Annotated in this window: 20 protein-coding genes; 5 read left to right on the forward strand and 15 right to left on the reverse strand. The window is 63.3% G+C overall.

Annotated features, from left to right (window positions below):
• Positions 1-177 precede the first annotated feature (177 nt).
• From PI93_RS13990 to PI93_RS14010, 5 genes are all read right to left on the reverse strand, one after another.
• Positions 178-459 carry a hypothetical protein gene (locus tag PI93_RS13990; protein ID WP_039375377.1) on the reverse strand — a complete coding sequence of 94 codons (282 nt, stop codon included), beginning with the start codon at positions 457-459 and terminating at the stop codon, positions 178-180.
• Positions 460-536: 77 nt separating this feature from the next.
• Complete coding sequence (locus PI93_RS13995) at positions 537-749, reverse strand: cold-shock protein (RefSeq protein ID WP_010808134.1); 213 nt, start codon at positions 747-749, stop codon at positions 537-539.
• Between the two features lie 277 nt (positions 750-1,026).
• Positions 1,027-3,156 (reverse strand): TonB-dependent receptor, encoded by a 2,130-nt coding sequence (locus PI93_RS14000; RefSeq protein ID WP_039375376.1) that lies wholly within the window; start codon positions 3,154-3,156, stop codon positions 1,027-1,029.
• A gap of 200 nt (positions 3,157-3,356) precedes the next feature.
• Positions 3,357-3,755 (reverse strand): DUF2946 domain-containing protein, encoded by a 399-nt coding sequence (locus tag PI93_RS14005; protein ID WP_052241106.1) that lies wholly within the window; start codon positions 3,753-3,755, stop codon positions 3,357-3,359.
• Positions 3,756-3,829: 74 nt separating this feature from the next.
• On the reverse strand, positions 3,830-5,053 hold the full coding sequence (locus tag PI93_RS14010) for a glycosyltransferase family 87 protein (protein WP_052241105.1): 1,224 nt from the start codon (positions 5,051-5,053) through the stop codon (positions 3,830-3,832).
• Between the two features lie 171 nt (positions 5,054-5,224).
• On the opposite strand from PI93_RS14010, the gene PI93_RS14015 reads away from it, so the two are divergent.
• Both PI93_RS14015 and map read left to right on the forward strand, forming a co-directional pair.
• The gene (locus PI93_RS14015; RefSeq protein WP_039375375.1) at positions 5,225-5,479 is read left to right on the forward strand and encodes a ParD-like family protein; all 255 of its coding nucleotides are present in this window, start codon (positions 5,225-5,227) and stop codon (positions 5,477-5,479) included.
• Complete coding sequence (map, locus tag PI93_RS14020) at positions 5,479-6,318, forward strand: type I methionyl aminopeptidase (protein ID WP_039375371.1); 840 nt, start codon at positions 5,479-5,481, stop codon at positions 6,316-6,318. The genes PI93_RS14015 and map overlap by 1 nt, the downstream gene beginning before the upstream one ends.
• 68 nt (positions 6,319-6,386) lie before the next feature.
• Here the strand turns inward: map and PI93_RS14025 are convergent, their stop codons facing one another.
• From PI93_RS14025 to PI93_RS14055, 7 genes are all read right to left on the reverse strand, one after another.
• A complete protein-coding gene (locus tag PI93_RS14025) occupies positions 6,387-7,214 on the reverse strand; it encodes a hypothetical protein (RefSeq protein WP_039375370.1) in 828 nt (275 codons plus the stop codon).
• Between the two features lie 219 nt (positions 7,215-7,433).
• A complete protein-coding gene (locus tag PI93_RS14030; protein ID WP_039375402.1) occupies positions 7,434-8,549 on the reverse strand; it encodes an HPP family protein in 1,116 nt (371 codons plus the stop codon).
• A gap of 362 nt (positions 8,550-8,911) precedes the next feature.
• Positions 8,912-9,346, reverse strand: coding sequence for an RcnB family protein (locus tag PI93_RS14035; RefSeq protein WP_039375367.1), 435 nt, complete (start codon positions 9,344-9,346; stop codon positions 8,912-8,914).
• Positions 9,347-9,779: 433 nt separating this feature from the next.
• Positions 9,780-11,354: an efflux transporter outer membrane subunit gene (locus PI93_RS14040; protein ID WP_039375363.1), complete on the reverse strand. Its 1,575-nt coding sequence runs from the start codon at positions 11,352-11,354 to the stop codon at positions 9,780-9,782.
• Between the two features lie 12 nt (positions 11,355-11,366).
• On the reverse strand, positions 11,367-14,552 hold the full coding sequence (locus PI93_RS14045; RefSeq protein ID WP_039375362.1) for an efflux RND transporter permease subunit: 3,186 nt from the start codon (positions 14,550-14,552) through the stop codon (positions 11,367-11,369).
• 86 nt (positions 14,553-14,638) lie between these two features.
• The gene (locus tag PI93_RS14050; RefSeq protein ID WP_080759502.1) at positions 14,639-15,988 is read right to left on the reverse strand and encodes an efflux RND transporter periplasmic adaptor subunit; all 1,350 of its coding nucleotides are present in this window, start codon (positions 15,986-15,988) and stop codon (positions 14,639-14,641) included.
• A gap of 27 nt (positions 15,989-16,015) precedes the next feature.
• Positions 16,016-16,927, reverse strand: a complete 912-nt coding sequence (locus tag PI93_RS14055; protein ID WP_052241104.1) for an alpha/beta hydrolase — start codon at positions 16,925-16,927, stop codon at positions 16,016-16,018.
• A 241-nt stretch (positions 16,928-17,168) separates the two neighbouring features.
• Here PI93_RS14055 and PI93_RS14060 point away from each other — a divergent pair, with 241 nt between their 5' ends.
• Both PI93_RS14060 and PI93_RS14065 read left to right on the forward strand, forming a co-directional pair.
• Positions 17,169-18,182 carry a LysR family transcriptional regulator gene (locus tag PI93_RS14060; protein ID WP_039375361.1) on the forward strand — a complete coding sequence of 338 codons (1,014 nt, stop codon included), beginning with the start codon at positions 17,169-17,171 and terminating at the stop codon, positions 18,180-18,182.
• Positions 18,183-18,184: 2 nt separating this feature from the next.
• Entirely contained in the window at positions 18,185-18,724 is a 540-nt protein-coding gene (locus tag PI93_RS14065) for a GNAT family N-acetyltransferase (protein ID WP_039375360.1), read from the forward strand.
• 7 nt (positions 18,725-18,731) lie between these two features.
• Here the strand turns inward: PI93_RS14065 and PI93_RS14070 are convergent, their stop codons facing one another.
• Positions 18,732-19,112: a tautomerase family protein gene (locus tag PI93_RS14070; protein WP_039375399.1), complete on the reverse strand. Its 381-nt coding sequence runs from the start codon at positions 19,110-19,112 to the stop codon at positions 18,732-18,734.
• An 83-nt stretch (positions 19,113-19,195) separates the two neighbouring features.
• Between PI93_RS14070 and PI93_RS14075 the strand changes: the two genes are divergently transcribed.
• A complete protein-coding gene (locus PI93_RS14075; RefSeq protein WP_039375359.1) occupies positions 19,196-20,053 on the forward strand; it encodes a LysR family transcriptional regulator in 858 nt (285 codons plus the stop codon).
• 22 nt (positions 20,054-20,075) lie between these two features.
• On the opposite strand, the gene PI93_RS14080 is transcribed toward PI93_RS14075, so the two are convergent.
• Together PI93_RS14080 and cphA are read right to left on the reverse strand one after the other, a co-directional pair.
• Positions 20,076-20,810 (reverse strand): PA3715 family protein, encoded by a 735-nt coding sequence (locus PI93_RS14080; protein WP_052241103.1) that lies wholly within the window; start codon positions 20,808-20,810, stop codon positions 20,076-20,078.
• A gap of 202 nt (positions 20,811-21,012) precedes the next feature.
• Positions 21,013-23,592: a cyanophycin synthetase gene (cphA, locus tag PI93_RS14085; RefSeq protein ID WP_039375358.1), complete on the reverse strand. Its 2,580-nt coding sequence runs from the start codon at positions 23,590-23,592 to the stop codon at positions 21,013-21,015.
• Positions 23,593-23,638 lie beyond the last annotated feature (46 nt).

The raw sequence follows: 23,638 nt of genomic DNA on the forward strand, positions 1-23,638 counted from the left end.
TGACCGGGCAGGCAAAACCATCTGGCGATTCGACGATGCTGTGCCAGTTGGGTTGCGAGGCTTCTGCGACTCAATCCGATGGCATAGGCCACGGCGGCGACAGAGAAAAGTTTGGCGCTGTCTGGTGGCACATACCCAGCGTAAAGAAACCAGTGCGGGTCGATGGCCATAGCAACCTCAGGTTTTGACGAGACCGTCGCGGACGATGTCGTCAATCAGCGACTGTGCATAGCTGTTCCCCGCACGTCGTGCTTCTCCAATGGAGTCGAACGGCAGGCTCTCCAGGCGAAACACTTTGGGGTCTGTTGACTGCGCCGGATCTTCCAGCGTGGTTCGGGAGATGCGAACGGAGACGCCGAACGTCCGGTCGTGCTGTCGCTTGACCGAGTCAGTGTCGTGGTGACGGAAAACGAACGTCTCCAGGCGGAAGCCCCGGTAAAACGGGATTACGTAGGCCATACTGCCTCCGGCTGTGCGAGTCCCCGCGTCACTACGCGCTCAGTGGCGGTGACACGAGGAAGTCGCAAAGGGGAATATTAGGTTGGCTTGATGTTCGAAGCCTGCAAGCCCTTCGGGCCGCGCGTGACGTCAAATGAGACGTGCTGATTTTCTTGAAGGCTTCGGAATTCAGTGCGTCCTTGCGGCTGAATTTCCGAAAAATGCGCGAACAGATCGTCGCCGCCGTCATCCGGCTTGATGAAGCCAAAACCCTTGCTATCGTTGAACCACTTAACAATTCCGGTACTCATGCGAACTCCTGGTTTTCCCGGCGCGCAGCCATCGCGGAATGCGTGGGTCGCCGCCAGTGGCGGACAAACAAGAAATTCAGAGATCGGAAGAGTCTCGCAAAGATCGGTGAGATCGACGCTGGATCGATAAAAGTCAGACTTGATGTTCGATCAGCTACTTATACGCGGATTTGGCCGACAAAACAATAGTTTTCCGCGCGTGTAGTGAATGTCCCATGTGTATGACGACCTGCCATCAAGCGGTAACAACGCCTCCCTCTCAGGCAGGTCACGACCGTCAGAATCGATAACTCATCACCAGTTCCGCTCGCCGGTCGTTGCCGAGCAGCCATTGCGTACTGTTGTAGTAGGCGGTCTGCACGTAATGGCGGTTGAAGACGTTGTAGACGCGTCCCGTCAACGTAAGATCGCGCCGCGGTTTCCACGCCAACGCCAGATCGACTGTCGTGTAAGAGGGCAGCGCGAGGGTGTTCGCCGTGTCGGCATACCGCTTGCCAACGTACTTCAGGCCACCGCTCGCCGTCCATGCCTGAGCTACTCGCCAGCTCATCCAGAGATTCGCCATTTGCTGCGGCACGTTCACTGGAATGTTCCCTGCACGCGAGACTGACACGCCGCCTACGCTCTCGTCAAACGCGTCATATTTCGCGCGCAGCAGCGTGCCGTTGAGATCGACCCGGACATCACGGGACAACTGCGCCCCCAGGGTGAGCTCGACACCGCGCGACGATTGCTGCCCCACCTGCAAGCTTTGCGACGGATTCAGCGGATCGACCGACAGCAGATTATTTTTGACGATGCGGTACACCGAAAGCGTGCCGTCAACGCGTCCGTCGAGCCAATCCTGCTTCACCCCCAACTCGATCTGCTTGCCGGTCGCCAGATCGAACTTCGCCTTGCTGGCAGTGAGCATCAGCAGGGAACTGACAGGATCCGCCGCCACGGAATACTGTCCGTACACGCTCGTATGCGCCGTAACGTCATACACGGTGCCCACACGCCAGCCCGTATAGCCGAGATCTTTCGAGAACGCCGCACCGGTGATGAGGTCGTCGCGATGGATGCTGGCGTGGTCGTAACGCACGCCACCGACCACAGACCAGCGAGACGTCACCTTGAGGCGATCCTCCGCAAAGAACGCGTACTGATTCGCTTGCGATCGGTACTTGGGATAGGTGCCGGCCACGTTGATGAAACCGCCCGGCGTCGGGTTGTAGAGATCCACGAGCGATGTTCCCGAGTACGGCGAGTTGTTCGTGTGTTGGAACGTGGTGTGGTTGAACTCGACGCCTGCGGAGGCGGTGTTCTCCATCCCGAATACATGTCCCTTTAGCGTGGCGCTCGTGACGTTTCCGATCTGCGCCTGATCGTGCAGGATCTCGGTGTAGCTGCTGCGCTGAACGAGTCCGGATGACGGCAGGTACGTGTAGTACTCGGCGTCCTTCCAATGCCGCTTGCTTTTCATGTGGTACAGCGTGCTGGTGATCGTGAGGTCGTCCGTCGGTCGCCACGCCGCCGCGAGTGTTGCCCAACTGTCGCGGTACGTGATCAGTGCATCCTCGACGTTGTAGTTCTTTTTGTAGGTCGCCGGGTCCAGACGGCCGCCGACCAGCGGCACGCCGAAGTACTGCATGGGATGCTGGTTGCCCTCGGCGAGCGATGCCGTGACGGAAAAGCGCGGCGTGACATCGTATTTGACGGCTGCCGAGAACGACGCATTGCGCGAATCCCCCCGGTCCACCCAATTGCCGGAGCGATTGGCACTGGCGTCGAAGCGATACGAGAGCTTGTCGTTGATCGCGCCGCCGCTGCCAAAGGCGATGCGTCCGGTTTTCTCGGTGCCGATGCCGAGTTGAATCTCGTTGTCGACGGGGGCCTGCTCAGGCTTCCTGGGCACGATGTTGACCACGCCGCCAATGGCGCCTTCGCCATAGATGACCGAGGCCGGGCCGCGCAACACTTCGATCCGCTCGACCGACCAGGTGTCGAATGGAAACGTGACGCCGATGGCGCCGTAAGGGCGCACTCCGTCGTAAAGCTGTGTGACCGACGCGTTACCCACAAAGCCGCGCGCCCCCAGTTCCGAGCCGCCGTTGCCGGGATGAGGCGATGCATTGATGCCGGTCGCACGGCTCACCGCGTCGACGATGTTGGCATCGCCGCGTTCCACAAGCTGCCGGCGATCGATGATCTCGACGCTGGCGGGCGTTTCCTTGATCGAAAGGCCCAACCGGCTGCCGGTCTGCACGGGTTCGTCGAGTGATGTGACGCTGGCTGCCTGCACCTGCGTGGCGGGTAATTCGACGCTTTGCGCCGCACCGCCGTTGTTGTCCGCCGCGTGAGCAAAAGCACACAGCAGGCTGATAGCCACCGCCACGGCGGTGCGCACAGGAAAGAACGTTTTCATGAAGCTGTCTTGTCAGGTGTAGTCGAACGCACGCAATCCCCTCGCACCGGTCGGCGCGACGATGGGCAAACGCATGCAGGCCGTTGCCTGCTACAGGCAACAGCGTGTCTTCAGTTCAGGTCAGTCGGCATGGCCGACGCGCGGCGTCATCGACGTCATCAGGCGACGTCGACGAACGTGCGGCGAACGGCAAGCAATGCTCAGGCGAGAGGCGGTGCGCGCGAGGGCGGTGTGAGTCGGCGCGGCGCGCCGGTGACGGTGAATGCTGGCGACGGCGCGAGACGCACGCTGCCGAGGTCAATGTCGGCAAGCGCCAGCGAGAAGGGCGGAAGTGGTGGTGTATGTGCGAGTAGCGAACAGTACCCGCAGGCGGCGCTGGCTCCCGCACCGTGGGATACCGGTGTGTGCCGACCCTGCGCCGCCGTTTCGTCGAGACTCGTGCAGAACGTGCTCGACAGGGCGTCATCGATCGATGACGGATGGGCACGCAAATACTGGCTGATCAGCGGCGCGCAAAGCAGCATCCACATGGCGGCGAGGCCGATCCATGCAATGCGTTTGCTGCGTGACCATACCGGCATGTTCAGGGGGTGCGGCATCGTGCCGCGTTCATGACGACGAGCTCGGATGCTATCACGCCGGCTGGAGAATCATTTCGTCATGCCAACATCATTCACGATGGATGCGACGCCTTGCGGCAATTTGTCGCGATCGTGACGACGAACAGCGTCGGTAGTCCGAGAACCGCCGGCGGCAATATCGCGGGAAAGTACGACGGCAGCAACGAGAGCAACGGAAGACACCAGGCGAGGCAGACGATGGCGCGCTCGCGTTGGGTCCATGCGCTCCGGGTCGCCCGATCACGGCAAAGGTAGACGATCGGCAGTAACAGCCACGCCAGATCGTAGTGAAGGATGTACGGCTGAATCATCAGCGTGGCGATGACGGCGGCCGCTGCCTTGAGGTCGAGAGGTATCTCCTCACGTGTCCAGAGCCACAGCGTTGTCAGCACCACCGGGACGGCAACGATGGCGTGCACCGTGTACGCCGCCGGCACGCTCCCCCCGAGGCGCCGGACGGTGGCAAATACCGACGTCATTGCCCGCATGACACCGCCCGAAGCATGATCGGTGACGGTGGCGTTGAACCACGATGCGACCTCGAAGCACTTGACCCACAGCGGAACGCCAAAGACGAGAGTACTGATAGCGACGAAAAGCGTCGCGGTCACCGTCATCGCAGCCAGCGCCCGGAAATGACGCCCGCAGAGGAATAACAGGGGAAAGAGCACGGCGAGTTGGGGCTTGAACATCAGCATGCCGGCGCACATGCCGGCCAACCATGGGCGTCGTGCCAGTTGGCCGAACGCCCCGGCAGCCAGCGCAGCGGTGAGTAGCGAATTCTGGCCGTGTGCTGTCGCTATCCAGATGCCGGGGAATGCCACCACAGCGATCCACGGCAACGATCCGCGCTTGCCCGCCGGCGGGAATGCCCACAGCACACACGCGATGCCGATGGCGCAAAAGCTCACATAGGACAGCGCGTAGGGAAGCCGGGCGAGCGGGTAGACCAGCAATTGAAACGTCGGAGGATAGACCCACGGTGCGTAGCGACCGGGGAACATGCTGTCCTCGACGTCCGCGATCTTGAGCAAATCGAATGCCGCCAGGGGGCTGTCGTGCAACGACAGATACGACGCGCTCCAGAACACCCGGAAGTCCACGCCCATCGGGGGAACGCCGGGCTCGTGGAGCGCCCAGCGCACTGCCCAGATACCGAGTACCAGCAGTTGGCACAGGAGCAGCGCGGCGCCATACACCACCACGCGCTCACGCGTGAGCCACCCCGGCTTTGGCGGTGCGATACCTTTGGCAATCTCACTGTCTGCGATTTGCATAGGCACATCGGCTGAGGTTGGACGAGGTTTGACGCGGCTGCCGATTCATCTTGCTGAGCGTCATCATATCGGGAGCGACGTCACGTGCGCTCGAGGGAATGAGACGAGACAAATTCGCACGAGCCTGCTAATATACGTTTCGTAGTCATTTCGTATATAAAGGTCCGCAACATGGGTATCGTCAAGATATCGGAGCAAATGCATGAGGCGCTGCGCAATACCAGCGGTGCGCTCAGTCGCTCGATCAACGCGCAGGCTGAGCATTGGCTGCGTGTCGGCATGCTCGCCGAACTGAATCCCTCGCTGAGCTACGGTGACATTTGCCGCAAGCTCATCGAATCCGATGCAGCATCGGCCGCTGAGGCCGGTGCGATCGCTCCTCCAGCAACCGGTGCACCTGTCACCGCATTCAATAAGGTGGCGTAATGGTGCGCGAACGCGTTGTTATTCGCTCGAAAGAAGAAATTGCTTTGTCGCGCCGAGCCGGTGAAATGGCCGCCCAGGTGCTCGCGATGATTGGCGAGTACGTCAAGCCGGGTGTCACGACCGACGAACTCGACCGCATCTGTCACGACTTCATCGTGAACGAACTGAAGGCGATTCCTGCGAACATCGGTTATCACGGCTATCCGAAGACGGTGTGCGCGTCGGTGAACCATGTCGTCTGCCACGGCATTCCCGGTGAGAAGAAGCTCCACGACGGCGATATCGTGAACATCGACGTCGCCCTCATCAAGGACGGCTGGTTCGGCGATACGAGCCGCATGTATTACGCCGGCAAGCCGAGCATTCTCGCCAAGCGACTGGTCGACACGACGTATGAAGCGATGCTCGCGGGCATTCGTGCGGTACGCCCAGGGGCAACGCTCGGCGACGTGGGTTATGCGATTCAGACGGTGGCGCACCGCGAAGGCTTCAGCATCGTGCGCGATTACTGCGGGCACGGTATCGGCACTACCTATCATGACGATCCGCAAGTGCTGCACTATGGACGTCAGGGCGCTGGGCTGACGCTGCGACCGGGCATGATCTTCACCATCGAGCCGATGGTCAATGTCGGCAAGCCGGATACGAAGCAACTCGCAGACGGCTGGACGGTGGTGACCCGCGACCGCTCGTTGTCGGCACAGTGGGAGCACATGGTGGCCGTTACCGAGACGGGCTTCGAAGTGCTGACGCAATGGCCCGACGGCCTCGGCGAGTACGCGCGCTTCGGTTCGCTCGAAGGCGGTGCGGGCGGCGCGGTTGCCGCCAACGCGGCCTGAGTCTGACGGCTGCGTGATGGTGATGCTGAGGCGCGGCATACGCGCCTCAGACCACGCTTCAGCCGCCATCACACATCGTCCGGCGCGTCCTCAAGCGTCAACAATCGGTCGGCGAAGCGGTGGTACAGCCAGCCCGAAACACTGGTAGCGACTGCCACCCACGCGATGGAAAGCACGGTTTGCAGAATCAGTGTGCCGAGTACGACGGTTGTCGCGGCCGGCATGAAATGCAGGACCACCGCGAACAACAGCGCCATGATTGCGCCGACAATGACCAGCGGCAGAATCGTGCCGACGGTCGTGCCGAGCATCACCCAGAAGTGACCGCGAGCGTCGAGCCACGCTGCGCGCCAGCGCTTGCTGCGTCCCGCGCCGATCTGCGGGAAAATCAACGACACGCGAATCAGCACGAAGAGCAACGCGCACAGCAATAGAACGAAAAACGTGCCGAGGATGGCGTAGGAGTCGCCGCGACCCGCAACGCGCAAGGCGAATGCAGCGCACAGGGCTGCAATGAACCACACCGCGAACAGACCCACACAGATCTGTATCGACGTCCAGAGATATCGCCAAAGATCGCGTCCGTACCAATGGGAATGCCGAGCGGCGTCGGGGCCGAGGATCGTGTAGCGCACGACATGAACGGCGAGCACCGAGAACGCCACGATGTTCACGAGCACCACACCAAAAGACACGAGCGCCAGGCGCAGTTGGAAGGCGGCTGGCTCGCCGCTGCGCGACGCCGTGAGCGCAAGTTCTTTGAGCGAGAGGCTAAGCGCCGAGGTGACCAGCAGAACAATGGCCACCGACAGACATAGCAGAGGACGATTGCGTATCGCGTTGAAGCCGTCGCGCCATGCTCCTTTGAAACACTGTTTGAACGTAATCGGTTCCATGTTTCCCCTTGAGCGAATATCGCTTCGTTGATCGAAGCTGTCTGGCGTGAACGCGTCACGACGCCGCCATTCTTGCAGATCGGCCCGGGACTGACAAATACGGGGATTGGCGCAGCCTGACTGGCTTCGGCAAGCGTGCCGGAGGCGGGGCGCTGGCAGGGGGGGTGAACGCCCGCGACGCGTCACGCGCCCGGCGGGCGGGTGTCGCGGGGCGGCGCTTCAGGCGGCCATGACCTTGCGCAGAACTTCCGCGTGCGTGACGACACCGACAAGCCGCGCGGCGTCGTCCAGCACGGGGAGCGTGCCGTGCCGTTGCGCCATGAGCAGCGGCACCAGCTCCGAGAGTGGCATGCTCGTCGTGGCAGCCTTCGGGTTTCCTTGCATCAGATCGCGCACTGACGGACGTTGTGCTGTGCCGAGCGCTGCGCCGAAACCTGGCCACCGCTGACGTCGAGCACGACGCGCATGAAGGTCGTGACGCGTGAGCAGCCCGATCACTCGCGCGTCGTCATCGACCACTGGCAAGGCGTCGAGTCCGTGCCGTTGTAACAGACGCCAGGCGGCAGGCACATCGTCGTTTGCCTGAACCTTCGCGAGCGGTGCCGACATGACGTCGGCGCAGGTCAGCTCCCGGGCGCGTCGTGCATAGGCTTCGCGCTGGGTGTCACGCAGCAGACTGGCCAGATCCTCCGCGGAAATGTCGAACAGTTCGCCGCGACGCTCGAGCGCTTTCTCCGCGTCAGCCGTGGTCACCGGGATGGCTGCGGCGTTGACTGGACGGGCAGGGGCCTGAGCACGCACGGCATGCGGATAGCGATGGCCGGTGAGGGCGTGATAACCGATCGCAGCGCCAAGCAGCAGCACCGATTGCAACGCAATGGGTTCGAGCACGAAGCCGTAGCCCAGCGAGTGCACGGCCGGGCCGCCAAGCACGGCGGTCAGCGCCACGGCGCCCGAAGGCGGGTGCACGCAGCGAAACGTGAACATCAGCGCGATGGAGACGCCGACCGCCGTAGCTGCCGCGACCACCGGCGACGGGATGAACGTTGCGCAAGTCACGCCAACGAAAGCCGACACCAGATTGCCGCCAAGGATCGACCACGGCTGAGCGAGGGGGCTGGCAGGCACACCGAAGAGCAGCACGGCCGAGGCCCCCATCGGGGCGACCAGCCAGGGGATATAGGTGGCCGGGCCGAACATCCAGAGCATCAGCCCACCGGTCAATGCGATCCCGCACAGTGCGCCAATCCCTGCGCGAAGGCGCTCTTTCCAGTGCACTGCCACCACGGCGGGCAAAAACCCTGCCAGCCAATCCCTTACGTCCCGTTGCGTCATTGCCATGTTGCCCCTCTCCATCGGCCGCACCGACTTGGGGCGACGTCTTGATATTTTGCGCATGATATATCGTATATCGATGGATTGGGCGGGAGGAGGGCGTGATTTTAATGCTGCGACGCAGCGAAAACACCGCGCTGTGCCGATGCGCGGCGAAATGGTGCACCAAATCAAGGAAAACGAGACGTCGAAGGCGTGTCGATTGCTTTAGCGAGCGACGCCTGATGGGAGGGGCAGGGACGAAGCGTCAGGGGGCAGGGCGAAGTGGACAAACAAATGCGGCAGGGGGTGAGCCCTGCCGCGAGACTGGCGAGTCAGTCGACGTTGGCCTGCCCCATGGACAGGCGGACAGGCGCTGCGAATCAGCGACCGCTACCGAGCACGATCTGCGAAATCAACCCGGTGCCGATGGCTACGAGCAGGAAGTCACCGCCCACGCCGACCCAGTGATAACCGCGTGGCGGCGGGTTCAGGCGGTACTGGTGATAGTCCTCGACGACGTATTGGCGATCGCGATATTGCTGCGGCACGCGGTCGCCCTTGCGCCAGTCGGGATGTTGCCAGGTGTCTTCGGCCGGGCCGCGCGGCGGCGGGCCGCCGTGTTGACCCTTGGGGCCGCCGTGCTGCGGACTGTGTCCCGGCGGTCCGCCGTGGGGTCCGCCCGGTCGTTGTCCCGGCGGGCCACCCCGGTCATCCGGGCGGCCTTGCGGTGGCGGTCCACCCTGGGCGAAGGCGAGAGAGGAGGAAACCGCCAGACCGGCGGCGAGGCAAAGCGACAGTGTCTTGCGCATCTTCATTGTTTGCACTCCTTGTCGTAGGGTCGGAAGACCGAACGCGGGGGAAGCATTCGAGATGACTTGCCAGTGACGGTCGTCGTCGCCAGTGCCGCTTTGCAGCCCGTGCGACGCCAGGCGAGCGCGAAAACCGTGCGTCCATCCTACCATCGCAGCGCAAAAAAAAGCCCGGGCATGCCGAATGTCGTTTGACTCAGGCATGCGCCGGGCAAGCAGGGACGCAGGGAAGAAACCTTGACAACACTGACCGTCAGATGACCGGGTGCATCGAAACCGGCGGCGTGCGTGGCGCGCGTCGGGGGCGGGTCGGCGTGCCACTCGTCTTGGGGGACACGAGTGCGGCCGCCGGTTCGATGCGTCCGATGCCGGGTGACGGTCCGCTCAGCCGGGCCGTCACCTGTCTTGCTGACGTGCTATTTCGTAACGCTGATTGACCTCAGCGAGCGGCCACGGTGGCATTGCCAACGGTGGCCGCCGCTGCGGTGGCAGGGGCAGCCGCAGCCGCCGGTGATGCGGGTGACGTCGGTGCGCCCGCCGCCGGCGCATCGCCCCAGCCGCCGCCGAGGGCGCGGATGAGGTTGACGGTCGACACGGCTTGCGCGCCCGCGAGTTGCACGGCGCTGCGTTGCGACTGCAGCACGGTACGCTCGGCATCGATGACATCGAGATACGCAATCGAGCCTTCCTGATACTGCGTGCGCGAGAGTTGCGCCGCGCGGCTCGACGCTTTCACGGCATCGTCCTGCGCGCGCGTTTGTGCCGCGAGCAGACGCAGATTCGACAGGTTGTCCTCGACTTCCTGGAACGCCACGAGTACCTGCTGACGGTAGTTCGCGACGTCTTCTTCATACTGCGCACGGGCACGCGACAGATTGCCGCTGCGCGCGCCGCCATCGAAGATCGGCATCGAGAGCAGGCCGCCGACGACCGGACCCAGCAGGAACGTGCGGCTCGACCAGTTGAACAGGTCACCCAGCGTGGCCGCTTCGAAGCCACCCGATCCGGTCAGCGAGAGCGACGGGAAGAATGCCGCTTTCGCGACCCCGATGCGCGCGTTCGCGGCGGCCATGGCGCGTTCGGCCGCCGCGATATCCGGACGCCGTTCGAGCAGCGCCGACGGCAGACCCGCCGGAATACGGATCGCGACCGGCACGAGCGGCGACGGCGTGAACGTGAATTCCGCCGGCGTCTTGCCCAGCAGAATCGCCAGACTGTGTTCCGACGCTGCACGCAGGCGTGCGACAGCCAGCGCATCCGATTGCGCCGTAGCCAGTTCGGCCTTGGCGCGCGCCACGTCCAACTCGCCGATATCGCCTTCGGTAAAGCGGCGCTGCACCAGCTTGAGGGCCTCTTCGCGCAGCGTTACCGTTTGCGTGTACAGCGCCTGTTCGGCGTCGAGTTCGCGCAGGTTGAAGTAGTTCTGCGCGACGTCCGCCTGAAGGGCGAGCTGTACCGAGTGGAACAGGGCTTCGCTCTGTTCGGCGTCGGCACGCGCGGCGGCCACGTTATCCGACACGCGGCCGAACAAATCGACTTCGTAGCCGACGCTCGCCTGCGCACGCCACAGCGTGTATGGCGCGATGTTCGTGCCGTCCGGCTGAAGCTGCGACGCGGGCGAGATCTTCTGACGCGTCGGGCCGAACCCGGCGTCGAGTGTCGGGAACAGGGCGGCACGCGCCTGACGCTGCACGCCGCGAGCTTCCTGCACGCGGGCGGCGGCCGCCTTCAGGTTCTGGTTGGCGGACAGCGCGTCTTCCTCGAGCTTGTCGAGTGTGGCGTCGCCGAACACCTTCCACCATTCGCCACGCGCCACGGCCTCGGAGGGCTCGGCGGTTTTCCACGTACCGGCTTCACCGGCCGGGAGTGCGGCTTCCTTGAATGCCGTCGGCGTTCCCTTGTCGGTCACCTTCGGCACTTCGTATGTGGGGGCCATCGAGCAGCCCGCCACCACCAGCAGGGTGGCGAGCAGGCCCGAGACACCCAGACTGCGTTTCATCCATTGCGATTGCATGATTGGCATCCTTCAGACTTCGGCCTTGACGTTGGCGGGCATGGTCGACGCGTGCGCACTATGCAGCGGCTTCTTGCCTGCCAGCGTGCGGAGCAGCACGTAGAACACCGGCGTCAGGACCAGACCGAAACCGGTCACCCCGATCATGCCGAAGAACACGGCCACGCCCATGGCATGACGCATTTCCGAACCGGCACCGCTCGACGTCACCAGCGGCACCACACCCATGATGAACGCGATGGACGTCATCAGAATCGGGCGCAGACGCAGACGGCTTGCCTCGATGGCGGCGGCGACGGCGCTGCGGCCTTGCATTTCCAGTTCGCGGGCAAATTCCACGATCAGAATGGCGTTCTTCGCGGACAGCCCCACCAGCACCATCAAACCGATCTGCGTGAAGATGTTGTTATCGCCTCGCGTGAGCCACACACCGAACAACGCGGACATGATGCTCATCGGCACGATCATGATCACGGCCAACGGCAACGTCAGGCTTTCGTACTGCGCGGCCAGCACCAGGAACACCAGCAGCACGGAGATCGGGAACACCCACAGTGCCGAGTCGCCCGCGAGAATCTGCTGATACGTCAGGTCGGTCCATTCGAACTTCACGCCGCGCGGCAGCGTTTCCGCGGCAATGCGTTCCACCGCGGCTTGCGCCTGACCCGACGAATAACCTGGGGCCGGGCCCCCGTTGATGTCGGCAGCGGTGTAGCCGTTGTAGCGCACCACCATCTCCGGACCATACGTCGGCGTAACCTTCACCAGCGACGAGAGCGGCACCATGTCGCCATTGCCGTTGCGCGTCTTGAGCAGGCCGATGTCGTCGGCATGCGCACGATACGGCGCGTCGGCTTGCACACGAACCTGATACACGCGACCGAACTTGTTGAAGTCGTTCACGTACAGCGAGCCGAGGTAGATCTGCATGGTGTCGAACACGTCGGTGATCGGCACACCCAACTGCTTGGCCTTCACACGATCGAGATCCACGTTCAGTTGCGGCACATTGATCTGGTACGACGAGAACGTCGGGCCCAGTTCCTTCGTCTGCGATGCCTTCTTGATGAACGCCTGCGTGGCGTCGTTCAAGGCTTCGTAGCCGAGTGCACCGCGGTCTTCGACCTGCAGCTTGAAGCCGCCGAGCGTACCGAGACCCAGCACCGGCGGGGGCGGGAACACCGCGATGAACGAGTCCTTGTTCTTCGAGTATTCGCCATTGAGTTTCGCCGCGATGGCAGCGGCCGACAGCGACTTGTCCTTTCGCTCGCTAAACGGCTTGAGCGTGACGAACACGATGCCTGCCGAGGACGAGTTGGTGAAGCCGTTGACCGACAGACCGGGGAAGGCGATGGCGCTCTTCACGCCAGGCGTCTTGAGTGCGATCGCGGACATGTCGCGGATCACGGTCTCGGTGCGGTCGAGCGACGCGCCATTGGGCAACTGAGCAAATGCGATCAGATATTCCTTGTCCTGCGCCGGCACGAAGCCGCCCGGAACGACCTTGCCCAGCAATACCGTCACACCCAGCAACACGGCGAAGATCGCCATCATGACGGCCTTGCGGCCAATCACGCGGGTCACGCCGTGCCCGTATTTCTCTGAGCCGCGATGGAACACGCGGTTGAACGCGCCGAAGAAGCCACCCAGATAACGGTTCATCTGGCGCGTGAGCCAATCCGGCTTGGCGTGATGGTCCTTGAGCAACAGGGCGGCCATGGCCGGCGAGAGCGTGAGCGAGTTGAATGCCGAGATCACCGTCGAGATGGCGATGGTCATGGCGAACTGCTTGTAGAACTGCCCCGTCAGGCCCGACATGAAAGCGAGCGGCACGAACACGGCGACCAGCGTAAGCGCGATGGCGATAATCGGACCGCTCACTTCCCGCATCGCCTGATACGTCGCTTCCTTCGGCGACAGTCCGGCTGCGATGTTACGTTCCACGTTTTCGACGACCACGATCGCATCGTCGACCACGATACCGATGGCGAGCACCATCCCGAACAGCGACAACGCATTGATCGAGTAGCCGAAGCCAAGCAGCAGGGCAAACGTCCCCACGATCGACACCGGCACGGCGAGCAGCGGAATGATCGACGCACGCCACGTTTGCAGGAACACGATCACCACCAACACCACCAGCGCAATGGCCTCGAGCAGTGTGTGCACCACGGCGCTGATCGACGAGCGCACAAATTGCGTCGGGTCGTACTCGATGCGGTACTCCACGCCTGGCGGCATATCTTTTTGCAGATCAGCCATCGCCGCGCGGACATCGTCCGAGATTTGCAGCGAATTTGCCCCCGGTGCCTGATTGATACCGAGGCCCACGGCCGGCTTGTTGTCGAGCAACGAGCGCAGGCTGTAGGTCGAGGCGTCGAGTTGCACGCGGGCCACGTCGCTCAGATGCGTGACGGCACCGTCGGGCGAGGTCTTCAGGATGATGTCGCGGAACTCTTCTTCCGTGTTCAGTCGGCCGCGCGCATTCACGTTCAGTTGCAGCGGGGTATTCGGGCCGGCCGGGGTCGCGCCGATCACACCGGCGGCAACCTGCACGTTCTGCTCGCGAATGGCCTTCACCACGTCAGACGCCGTCAGGCCACGCTGGGCCACCTTGGCCGGATCGAGCCACACGCGCATCGAGTAGTCGCCTGCGCCCCACAACTGCACTTCACCCACGCCCTTGATCCGCGAGAGGCGGTCCTTGACGTTGATGAGCGCGTAGTTGCGCAGGTAGGTCATGTCGTAGCGATCGTTCGGCGAGATCAGGTGCACCACCATCGTGAGCGTGGGCGAGGACTTGATGGTCGTCACGCCAAGACGCTGCACGTCGTCCGGCAGGCGCGGCAGCGCTTGCGAGACACGGTTTTGCACGAGCTGCTGGGCCTTGTCCGGGTCGGTGCCCAGACGGAAGGTCACGGTCGTGGTGAGGTTGCCGTCGCTGTTGGCCTGCGACTGCATGTACAGCATGTTTTCCACGCCGTTGATCTGCTCTTCGAGCGGCGAAGCCACCGTCTCGGCGATCACCTTCGGGTTGGCGCCGGGATACTGGGCATGCACGACGACCGACGGCGGGACCACTTCCGGGTACTCCGAGATCGGCAACTGGAACACGGCGATTAAGCCGGCCAGCAGCGTGATGACCGACAGAACCCCTGCAAAGATGGGTCGATCGATAAAGAATTTTGAGATGTTCATGACGAAACTCTGGGGTGTCGTTCAGCGTGCGATGAATCCGTGTGCCTGCACGCGACTTACGAACGGAAGGGACGGTCCGGTCGTGATCAGCGCGACGCCGTCTTCGTCACCGCACCCGTCTGGGGCGCGGCGGCCGAATGCGCAGCCGCACCGTCCTTGCTGCGGTTCTGCGACGTCTTCTGTGCGGCGTTGGCGCTATTCGCGGCCGGCGTAGCCGCTTTATCCGAAGCCTGGGCGGCACCGTTGGCAGCGACCGCAGTAGCGGCCACGTCGTGGGAGTCGCCGGTATCGCCGGCCATCTTCACCGTCTTCGGCGAGACCGCGTCACCCGGGCGCACGCGCTGCAGACCGTTCACGATGATGCGTTCGCCGTCCTTCAGGCCGCCGGCGATTTCCACGAGACCGCCGTGACGCTCGCCCAATTGCACTTCGCGGTACTGCACCTTGTTCTGCGAGTCGACGACCATCACGAACTTTTTGCTCTGGTCCGTGCCGACAGCGGCCTCGTCCACGAGCAGTGCCGGATGCGGTTCACCGCCACCCACGCGAATGCGGGCGTACAGGCCCGGCAGGAGCGCGCCGTCGGCGTTGTCGAAGCGTGCTCGCACGCGGATCGTGCCCGACGTCGTATCGAAACGGTTATCCACGGAATACACGGTGCCCTTGCGCGAGTAGCCGGACTCGTTGGCCAGGCCCAGATCGACGGGCACACCGCTCGGCTTCGCCGTATCGCGCGACAGATAGCGCAGATAAGTTTGTTCGTCGACGTCGAACGCGGCGTAGATCGGCGAGACCGACACCACCGTGGTCAGTGCGGGCGACTGCGCGCCTGCCGACACGGTGTTGCCGACCGTGATCTCCGCGCGCGACACGCGCCCGGCGACCGGGGCCACGATTTGCGTGTAGCCCAGGTTGATGCGTGCCGTTTCCAGTGCCGCCTGCGCAGCTTTCACATTGGCTACCGCTTCACGCGCCGCGTTTTCCTTCTGGTCGAAGTCCTTTTTCGCGATGGCGTTATCCGCGATCAGGCGTTGCGCGCGGGCCAGGTCGGTGCTGGTGAAGACGTCGCGGGCCTTGGCCGAGGCGAGCTGCGCGGCCGCACGGTCCACTTCCGCTGCATACGGACGTGGATCGATGGTGAAGAGGGCGTCACCCTTCTTCACGAGTTGACCGTCCTTGAAATGCACGGCCGTGATGGTGCCTGACACGAGCGGTTTGATATCGACGCGATCCACGGCGTCGAGCCGGCCGGAATAGCTCTGCCAGTCGGTCACGGTGCGCGAAATCACGTTGGCCACATCCACCTCCGCAGTCGGCATGACTTGGGCGGCGGGCGTGCTGGCGTCAACGCGCACGACGGTGAGCGTGCCGATGGCCAGAAGCGCCACGGTGGCGGCGGCGGCAATGAGTACAGGTTTGCGAGCGAGGGTGGTCATTTTTGAAATCTCCGGGATCGGATGGACTCACTGGGTAGAGCCGGTGGCGGGGGGCGCCAGCCGGCGTGTCAGGAACGCGGCCACCTCCCGCAACGCGGCGGGAAGGGCGGCCAGGCCGTGATGGGACGCGCTGCGATGGCGCGTGACTTGCGTCGGCACGCCGGCCGCGATGAGTTCGGCAGCGTATTTTTCGGCTTCGACGTGCAGCAGGTCGTGTTCGGCGGAAGCGATCAACGTGGGCGGCAAGCCCGCGAGACGGCGCGATTCGAGCGGCGCGGCATACGGATGCAAGCGCTGCGTGGCATGCGGCAGGTAAGCGCGATAGCACCGGGCGCATTCGCTGGCTTCGATATCGCTAGGCGTGCGGCCATCGGCCAGACGCGTCATGCTGGGATCGAGCAGCGGGGCAAGCAGTACCTGCGCGGCGACAGCAACTTCGCCACGGTCGCGCGTGATCATCGTGAGTGCCGCCGCGATATTGCCCCCGGCGTCGTGACCGACCACGGCCAGGCGACGCGGACTGGCGCCATAGCGACGGGCGTGACGTTGCAGCCAGAGCGCGGCGCACCAGGCGTCTTCCGGCGCGGCGGGAAACGGGTGTTCCGGCGCCAACGAGTAGCCAACCGAGACGACCAGCGCCGGCACGTGCGAGGCGAGGTAGCGCGCCGCGACGTCGCCGTCATCGAGCGAGCCCTTGCAGAACCCGCCGCCGTGGAAGTACAGCACGGCAGGCAGATGCGCCTCGAGCGGCACCACCACGCCGGGCTCCCCGGCATGCTCATGGGCGGCGCCCGCAGCGGCGGGGCCAACGGGCCGATAGAGGCGCAGCGTCACCGGACCGACATGGCCCGCGATACTCACCTCTTCGATGCGCAGTCCGTCTTCGGTGCGGTGCGATGGCACCGGTGTTCCCGATTTCGGCTTGGCGTTGCTTGACATATGGCTTCGGGTTCGCGCGAGCGATACCCCTCTCATGACATTCGATGGAGCGAAGTCTAGAGGCCACGGACATTAGGATAAACGCCTATAATTTGGCAACACTGTTCGGCCAGCTCGACTAATCGGTGTCGGCCTTATGGGCATTGGCTTATGCCTCCGACCAATATGCATATGCATCGGGGGTGCAGGCAAAAAATGCCGGATCGGCTAGTGCAACAGTGCTTTTGAATGGGGAAACAGCATGGATCGCTTGCAAGCGATGCAGGTCTTCACGCGAGTGGTCGAGGCGAACAGTTTTTCGCGCGCGGCCGACAATCTCGGGTTGCCGCGCACCTCGGTGACCACGATTATTCAAAACCTTGAGTCCCATCTGGGCACGCGGCTGTTGCAGCGCACGACCCGGCGGCTCAATCTGACACCCGACGGCGCGGCGTATTACGAGCGCTGCCTGCGCATCCTCGCGGATATCGAGGAGACGGAGTCGTCATTCCGCGAGAGCAGCCAGCGGGTGCGTGGCAAGCTGCGCATCGACATGCCGGGCTCGCTCGGCAAGCTCGTGGTGCTGCCGTCGTTGTGCGAGTTTCACGACCGTTATCCGGAAATCGAACTCATGGTCGGCATGGGCGATAAGCCGGTCGATCTGATTCAGGAAGGCGTCGACTGTGTGTTGCGCGTTGGCACGCTTCAGGATTCGAGCCTTGTCGCGCGGCGCGTGGGCATGTTTCAGAGTCTGACGTGTGCGTCGCCGGCGTATCTGGAGCGCATGGGCATGCCGCATACGCTCGAGGATCTGCAACGGCACACGGCGGTGCATTACTTCTCGAGCCGGACAGGGCGCGTGATCGAGGAGCAGTTCCTCGTGGACGGCAAGGAAGTCGAGATCAGCATGCAGGGTTCGGTCGCCGTGAACGACGCCGAGGCCTATCTGCAACTGGGGCTGGCGGGCTTCGGCACGGTGCAACTGGCGCGTTTCATGGCGTTGCCGTATCTGCAATCGGGCCAACTGGTCGAGGTGCTGCATCAGTGGAAGCCGCCGCCCATGCCGATTTCAGCGGTATATCCGCATAATCGTCATTTGTCGCCTAAAGTTCGCGTATTTGTTGATTTCATCGCTGAACTCTTCGAGCGCTGCCCGTTGCTCCAGGGGCTCGACGAGACGGCTGGGCAATGCAAGCCGACCGTGGCGGCGACCGATGCCGATGGCCGCTGGGCTTCGTATGGCACCGAAATGGCACCGCAGGAAGTCGTGGTTTGACGATGACACCGGTCGCGCGAGTTCGCCTCGCCACGCCGGAGGATGCGCCCGCACTGCCGCCTGTCGAGCGAAGTGCGGGTGCATTGTTTCGCACCTTGCCGACGTTGGCATGGTTGGCGGACAGTGAGGGCACGCCACTGGCGCGGCACCGCGAACTGATCGGGCAGGGCACCGTGTGGGTGGCTGCCGATTCAGGCGATACGCCGGTCGCATTTCTGGAAGCCGAGGTCGTCGGTGACGAATTGCATGTGTGGGAAATGTCGGTGCATCGCGATTGGCAATCGCGGGGACTGGGGCGGGCGTTGCTGACGGCAGCCATCGAGCACGCAAGGCGCGCGGGATTGGCGGCGCTGACGCTGACGACGTTTTGCGACGTGCCCTGGAATGCGCCGTTCTACGCGCGCCTGGGTTTTGTGCCCATCGCCGAGTCTGCGCTAAGCGAGCGGCTCAGGCGCGTGCTGGCTCACGAGGTTGCTGCCGGACTACCTGCGGCGCGACGTTGGGCAATGCGCAAGGGACTTGCGTCGCGCCGCCTTGGATAGCCCTGGCTCAAGCGTATTGAGCCAGTCCGTTACCCAGGGACCAATTCTCTTTCAAAACCTCCACAAGGCTCACGAATACGTCCTCTGAGCGAATGCCCGGGTTTTCGCCGAGCAATTCCGCTGTCCGCCGGAACAGCGCTTTTTTCTGCGCTTCCGTGCGAGTGTTGTTCGCCGTGATCTGGATGAACACAAGGTCGTCGCTTCGCGCAACGCCAAGATAAGAGGCCCCGTAACGAAAATTGGCAGCGTCATGCTCGGTAATGGTCATGAACTGATCATCTTCGGGAACGTTGAACGTTTCGCGCAGCGCAAGATAAACGCTGTCGAAGATTGCCTGCTTGTAGGCGTCAGTTTTCCCGGTGCGCAGCGAGATGTGGGCGAGAGGCATCATGTGTCCTTTTCAAGTGGTGTCGCTCCATATTATTTATAATTTGTGCTTATCGTAATTAATTTCAAAGATAACGATTTGAAATGATTGGATCCCCTCTTGATCTCGATGCCGTCACCGCCTTCGTTCGTGTCGCCGAATTTGGCAGTTTCACGCGGGCCGCCGAAGCCATGGGGACGACGCAGGCAGCGATCAGTCTGAAACTCAAGCGGCTCGAAGACCGGCTCGGCTTCCGGCTCGTTGAGCGAACGCCCCGATACGTAGCGCTTTCGGCACGCGGTACGACTTTCCTTGAGCATGCCCGCGAACTGCTGGCGGTTCATGATCGTGCACTTTCTGCCTTTGCCAGCGCCCGGCAACGTCTTGCTATTGGCATCAGTGACCACGTGGCGGGGCCGGAACTCCCCGCGCTCATCGCGCGTATGAACGCGCAGGATCCGGATTTATTGATCGAAATCCGGATCGCCACGTCCGGTGACCTGCTTCAGCGTTTCGATCGTCGCGAGCTGGACGCCGTGGTGGTACGCCTGCATGTTGGCCGGAGCGACGGGAAGGTTCTTGCCGAGGAAAAACTGGGCTGGTTCGCCGCGCCAAACTGGCAGCATCGGGCAGACGAGCCCTTGCCGATTGCCACACTCGCCGAACCCTGTGGTGTGCGTGCGTTGGCCGCCGAACTTCTCGATGCGGCCGATGTGCCATGGAGAGAAATTTTTGTCGGCGGTGGCGTGGCCGCGGTCGCCGCTGCCGTCATGTCGGGACTCGGCATTGCCGCCCTGGCGCCTCGAATGCTGCCGTTCGGTGCCGTCGACATCGGGGCGAGGCTCGGGCTTCCCGAACTGCCGCAGCTCCCCATCTTGCTTCACACGCGGATCAAGGAGGGGCGGGCGCATGACGCGCTCGTCGCGCTTGGCGCCGCCTTCAGGGGGGCCGTGCGCAGCTAGCGAGTCGGGCCGCAGCGATGGCTCAATCGGCGCTGAGCGTCTTTGGCACCGGATACCGCGTGCCGTCGTATTCCAGTGTGACGCTGGGCCGCTTCGATGTGCTTTCCTTGCTCGCACAGTCATTACGCGTCGGCTTGTTTGTCGTCGTCACGGTTTTCTCGCTGACGACGAGTTTTGCATAGCCGTCCTTACCCGCCGGGCCCACAGCGACCGCACGCGAGGTATCGGAAAAACTCCCCGCGCAATTCCCGTCCCATTCGCCACCCCCAGCCTGCGTCGCCAGTTTGTCGACGACTTTGCGCAGCGTCGCGCCATCGATCACATACAGACTCAGCGACGATTGCGAGAAGGGATTCACGCGCGACGACCCCTCGAAATCCGCCCGCACGCCAAACGCGAGCACCTGCGGCGTCAGCCGCCATGGCGCCGTGTCGAGTGAAATACTGCGCAGTCTGACGGCGTCGGAAATCAGCGCCGATGGCTCGAAGCGATGAGCGACCACTTTCCCCGTCTGACTGTCGGTCACGAGCACATCCACGTCGTAGACCTTGTCGTCGTCCGTGTCACCTGGTTGCGGCAATGGCAATGCGGCCAGCGTGAGCGCCGGATTGGCGGGCCAGACCTTGCAACTGGCCAGATCGGTGTCGAGCGTGCGACCTGGGTGCAGAGTCTTCGTCCACGCTTCAAGACGATCACGGCAATCCGCCTGTGCCAGTAATGGCACGAAGAGGACAGCGCATGCAGCGAGCATTTTCATCGGGTCGTTCTCCATATTCGCATCGTCAATCGCGCGATTCTACGTCGTCGCGAGAGCACGAGCCTAACCCTCGCGCGTGACGCTACGGACATTGATCGATAAGGGAGCAAGGCAAGGGCTAGCAGCATTGTGCGTTCAGCGCTTTGCCAAAAGATCAGGGGCGCCGAAGCGCCCCTGCTGACAGTCATGCAATCCAACGAGTTCAGCGAGCGCTGGCCTCGGCGACGCGTTGCGAGATGTGCGCCAGGGCTTCGTCCACCTGATCGATGAGGATCAGGCACAGGTCGCCGGGTTGCAGACGGGCAAGCGCCGTGTCGATGGCCACGAACTCACCGTGAATTTCATCGATATGGCTCGCACGACGCGCATCGACCAGACCTTCGCGCAACAGTCGCAGCACTTCACCGTCTTCACGGCCGCGTTGGCATTGGTCCTGATAAAGCAACACGTCGTCGAATGCGTCGCCGAGGATCTGCGTCTGGCGGCGAATGTCTTCGTCACGACGGTCGCCTGCGCCCGAAATCACCACTGAACGGCGACGTGCCGGCATCGTTTCCACGGCCTGCGTCAAGGCGGCGATGGCGTCCGGATTGTGGCCGTAGTCGGCAATCACGGTCGCGCCCTTGTAGTCGAACACGTTGAAGCGGCCCGGTGCGGTCCCCGCGTCGTTCACGAACGTGGCCAACCCGGCACGGATCGTGGTCGGATCGATATTCAGCGCCCACGCGGCACCGACGGCCGCCATCGCGTTCTCGACCTGGAAGCCGATGGCGCCACCGCGCGTGAGCGGAATCGCTGCCAGCGCATAGCGGGTCTCTTCGCTACCGTGCGAGGTCACGATGTTGCCGCCGTCGACGTACACCACACGCTTGCCTTTCGCGCGATGCGTGGCGAGGACCGGGTGCGAGGCGTCGAGTGCGAAGTACGTCACGTCTCCCGGGCAGGCATCGGCCATGCGCGCGACCATCGGGTCGGCCGCGTTGAGCACGGCCATGCCGCGCGGCGCCACATTGCGCACGATCACGCTCTTGAGCACGGCGAGATCTTCCACCGTATGGATGTACGACAGGCCCAGATGGTCGCCCATGCCGATGTTGGTCACTACGGCGACGTCGCAACGGTCATAGGCCAGACCTTCGCGCAGCAGGCCGCCGCGCGCAGTCTCGAACACCGCGGCGTCCACATCCGGGTGCATCAGCACGTTGCGGGCACTGCGCGGGCCGCTGCAATCGCCCGTGTCGATACGTTGGCCGCTGATATAGATGCCGTCGGTGCCGGTCATGCCGACGCGCAGGCCTTGCTGAGCGATCAGATGCGCAATCAGACGAACCGTGGTTGTCTTGCCGTTCGTGCCGGAGACGGCCACGACCGGGATGCGGCCATCGTCACCGTCTTCGAACATCGTCGAAACGATGGCTTCGCCGACCGCGCGGCCTTTGCCATACGACGGCTGAAGGTGCATGCGCAGTCCTGGCGCTGCGTTGACTTCCACAATGCCACCGGCCTGATCTTCAAACGGCTTGATGACGGTCTCACATACGGCGTCCACACCGGCGATGTCGAGACCGACTTGCTGGGCCGCTGCCACGGCGCGCGCCGCGATTTCCGGATGCACGTCGTCGGTCACATCGGTGGCGGTGCCGCCGGTCGACAGGTTGGCGTTGTTGCGCAACACGACACGCGCACCGGATTCCGGCACGGAGTCGGCGTTGAGCCCCTGCTTGGCGAGCGTGGCGAGTGCGATGTCGTCGAAACGAATCTTGGTAAGCGACGTGGCATGGCCTTCGCCACGGCGCGGGTCGGCGTTGACCGTTTCGACCAGTTGACGCACGGTATGTACGCCGTCGCCGGTCACTTGCGGCGGGTCGCGCCGGGCTGCCGCTACCAGCTTGTTGCCGATGACGAGCAGACGGAAATCGTGGCCCGGAATGTAGCGCTCGATGATGACGTCGCGGCTGATGTCCTGCGCTGCCTCGAAAGCCGTCTCGATTTCTTCGCGCGTGCGCAGACGCACGGCCACACCCTTGCCCTGATTGCCGTCGCGCGGCTTGACCACGACCGGTGCGTCGATTTCCTGTACCAGCTTCCACGCGTCTTCGATGTCGCGCACCGTGCCGCCGAGCGGCACGGGAACACCGGCGGCGTGCAGCAGCGTCTTGGTCAGATCCTTGTCCTGTGCAATCGATTCGGCCACGGCCGACGTGCGGTCGGTTTCGGCAGCTTGAATGCGACGCTGCTTGCTGCCCCAGCCGAATTGCACCATCGACCCTTCGGTCAGGCGGCGATACGGAATACCGCGCGCCACAGCGGCGTACACGATCGAGCCGGTCGAGGGCCCAAGGCGCACGTCTTCATCCAGATCGCGAAGGCGGTAGAGGGCGTCGGCGAGATCGAACGGCGCGTCTTCCAGTGCGGCGTTGATCAGTTGCTGCGCCAGCTCGAAGGCAAGACGACCAACCGGCTCTTCGCTGTACTGCACCACGACCTGGAACGTGCCCGGCTCGATGGTTTGCGTCGTCTGGCTGAACGTGACCGGGCAGCCGGCCGCGGCTTGCAGTTGCAAGGCCGTGGTGGCGAGGGCATCGGCCAGCGACACCGGACGCTCTTCGGCGTCGGGCGTGAGCGCATGCAGCTCGGGAAAGCGCGCGCGCAAACGGGCCTCGAAACCGGCCAGATTGCCGATCGAGTATTCCAGATCGGTGCACGTCACGATGGCCTCGATGGCGGTGTGACGGCTCCAGAGGTTCGGCCCGCGCAGGGCGCGGATACGGGAGACTTCCATAAATTGCAATCCCTGTCTGTCCACTTCGCGTCCCTGAATAACGGAT

The organism is Pandoraea fibrosis (assembly GCF_000807775.2).
Taxonomy (GTDB): Bacteria; Pseudomonadota; Gammaproteobacteria; order Burkholderiales; family Burkholderiaceae; genus Pandoraea; species Pandoraea fibrosis.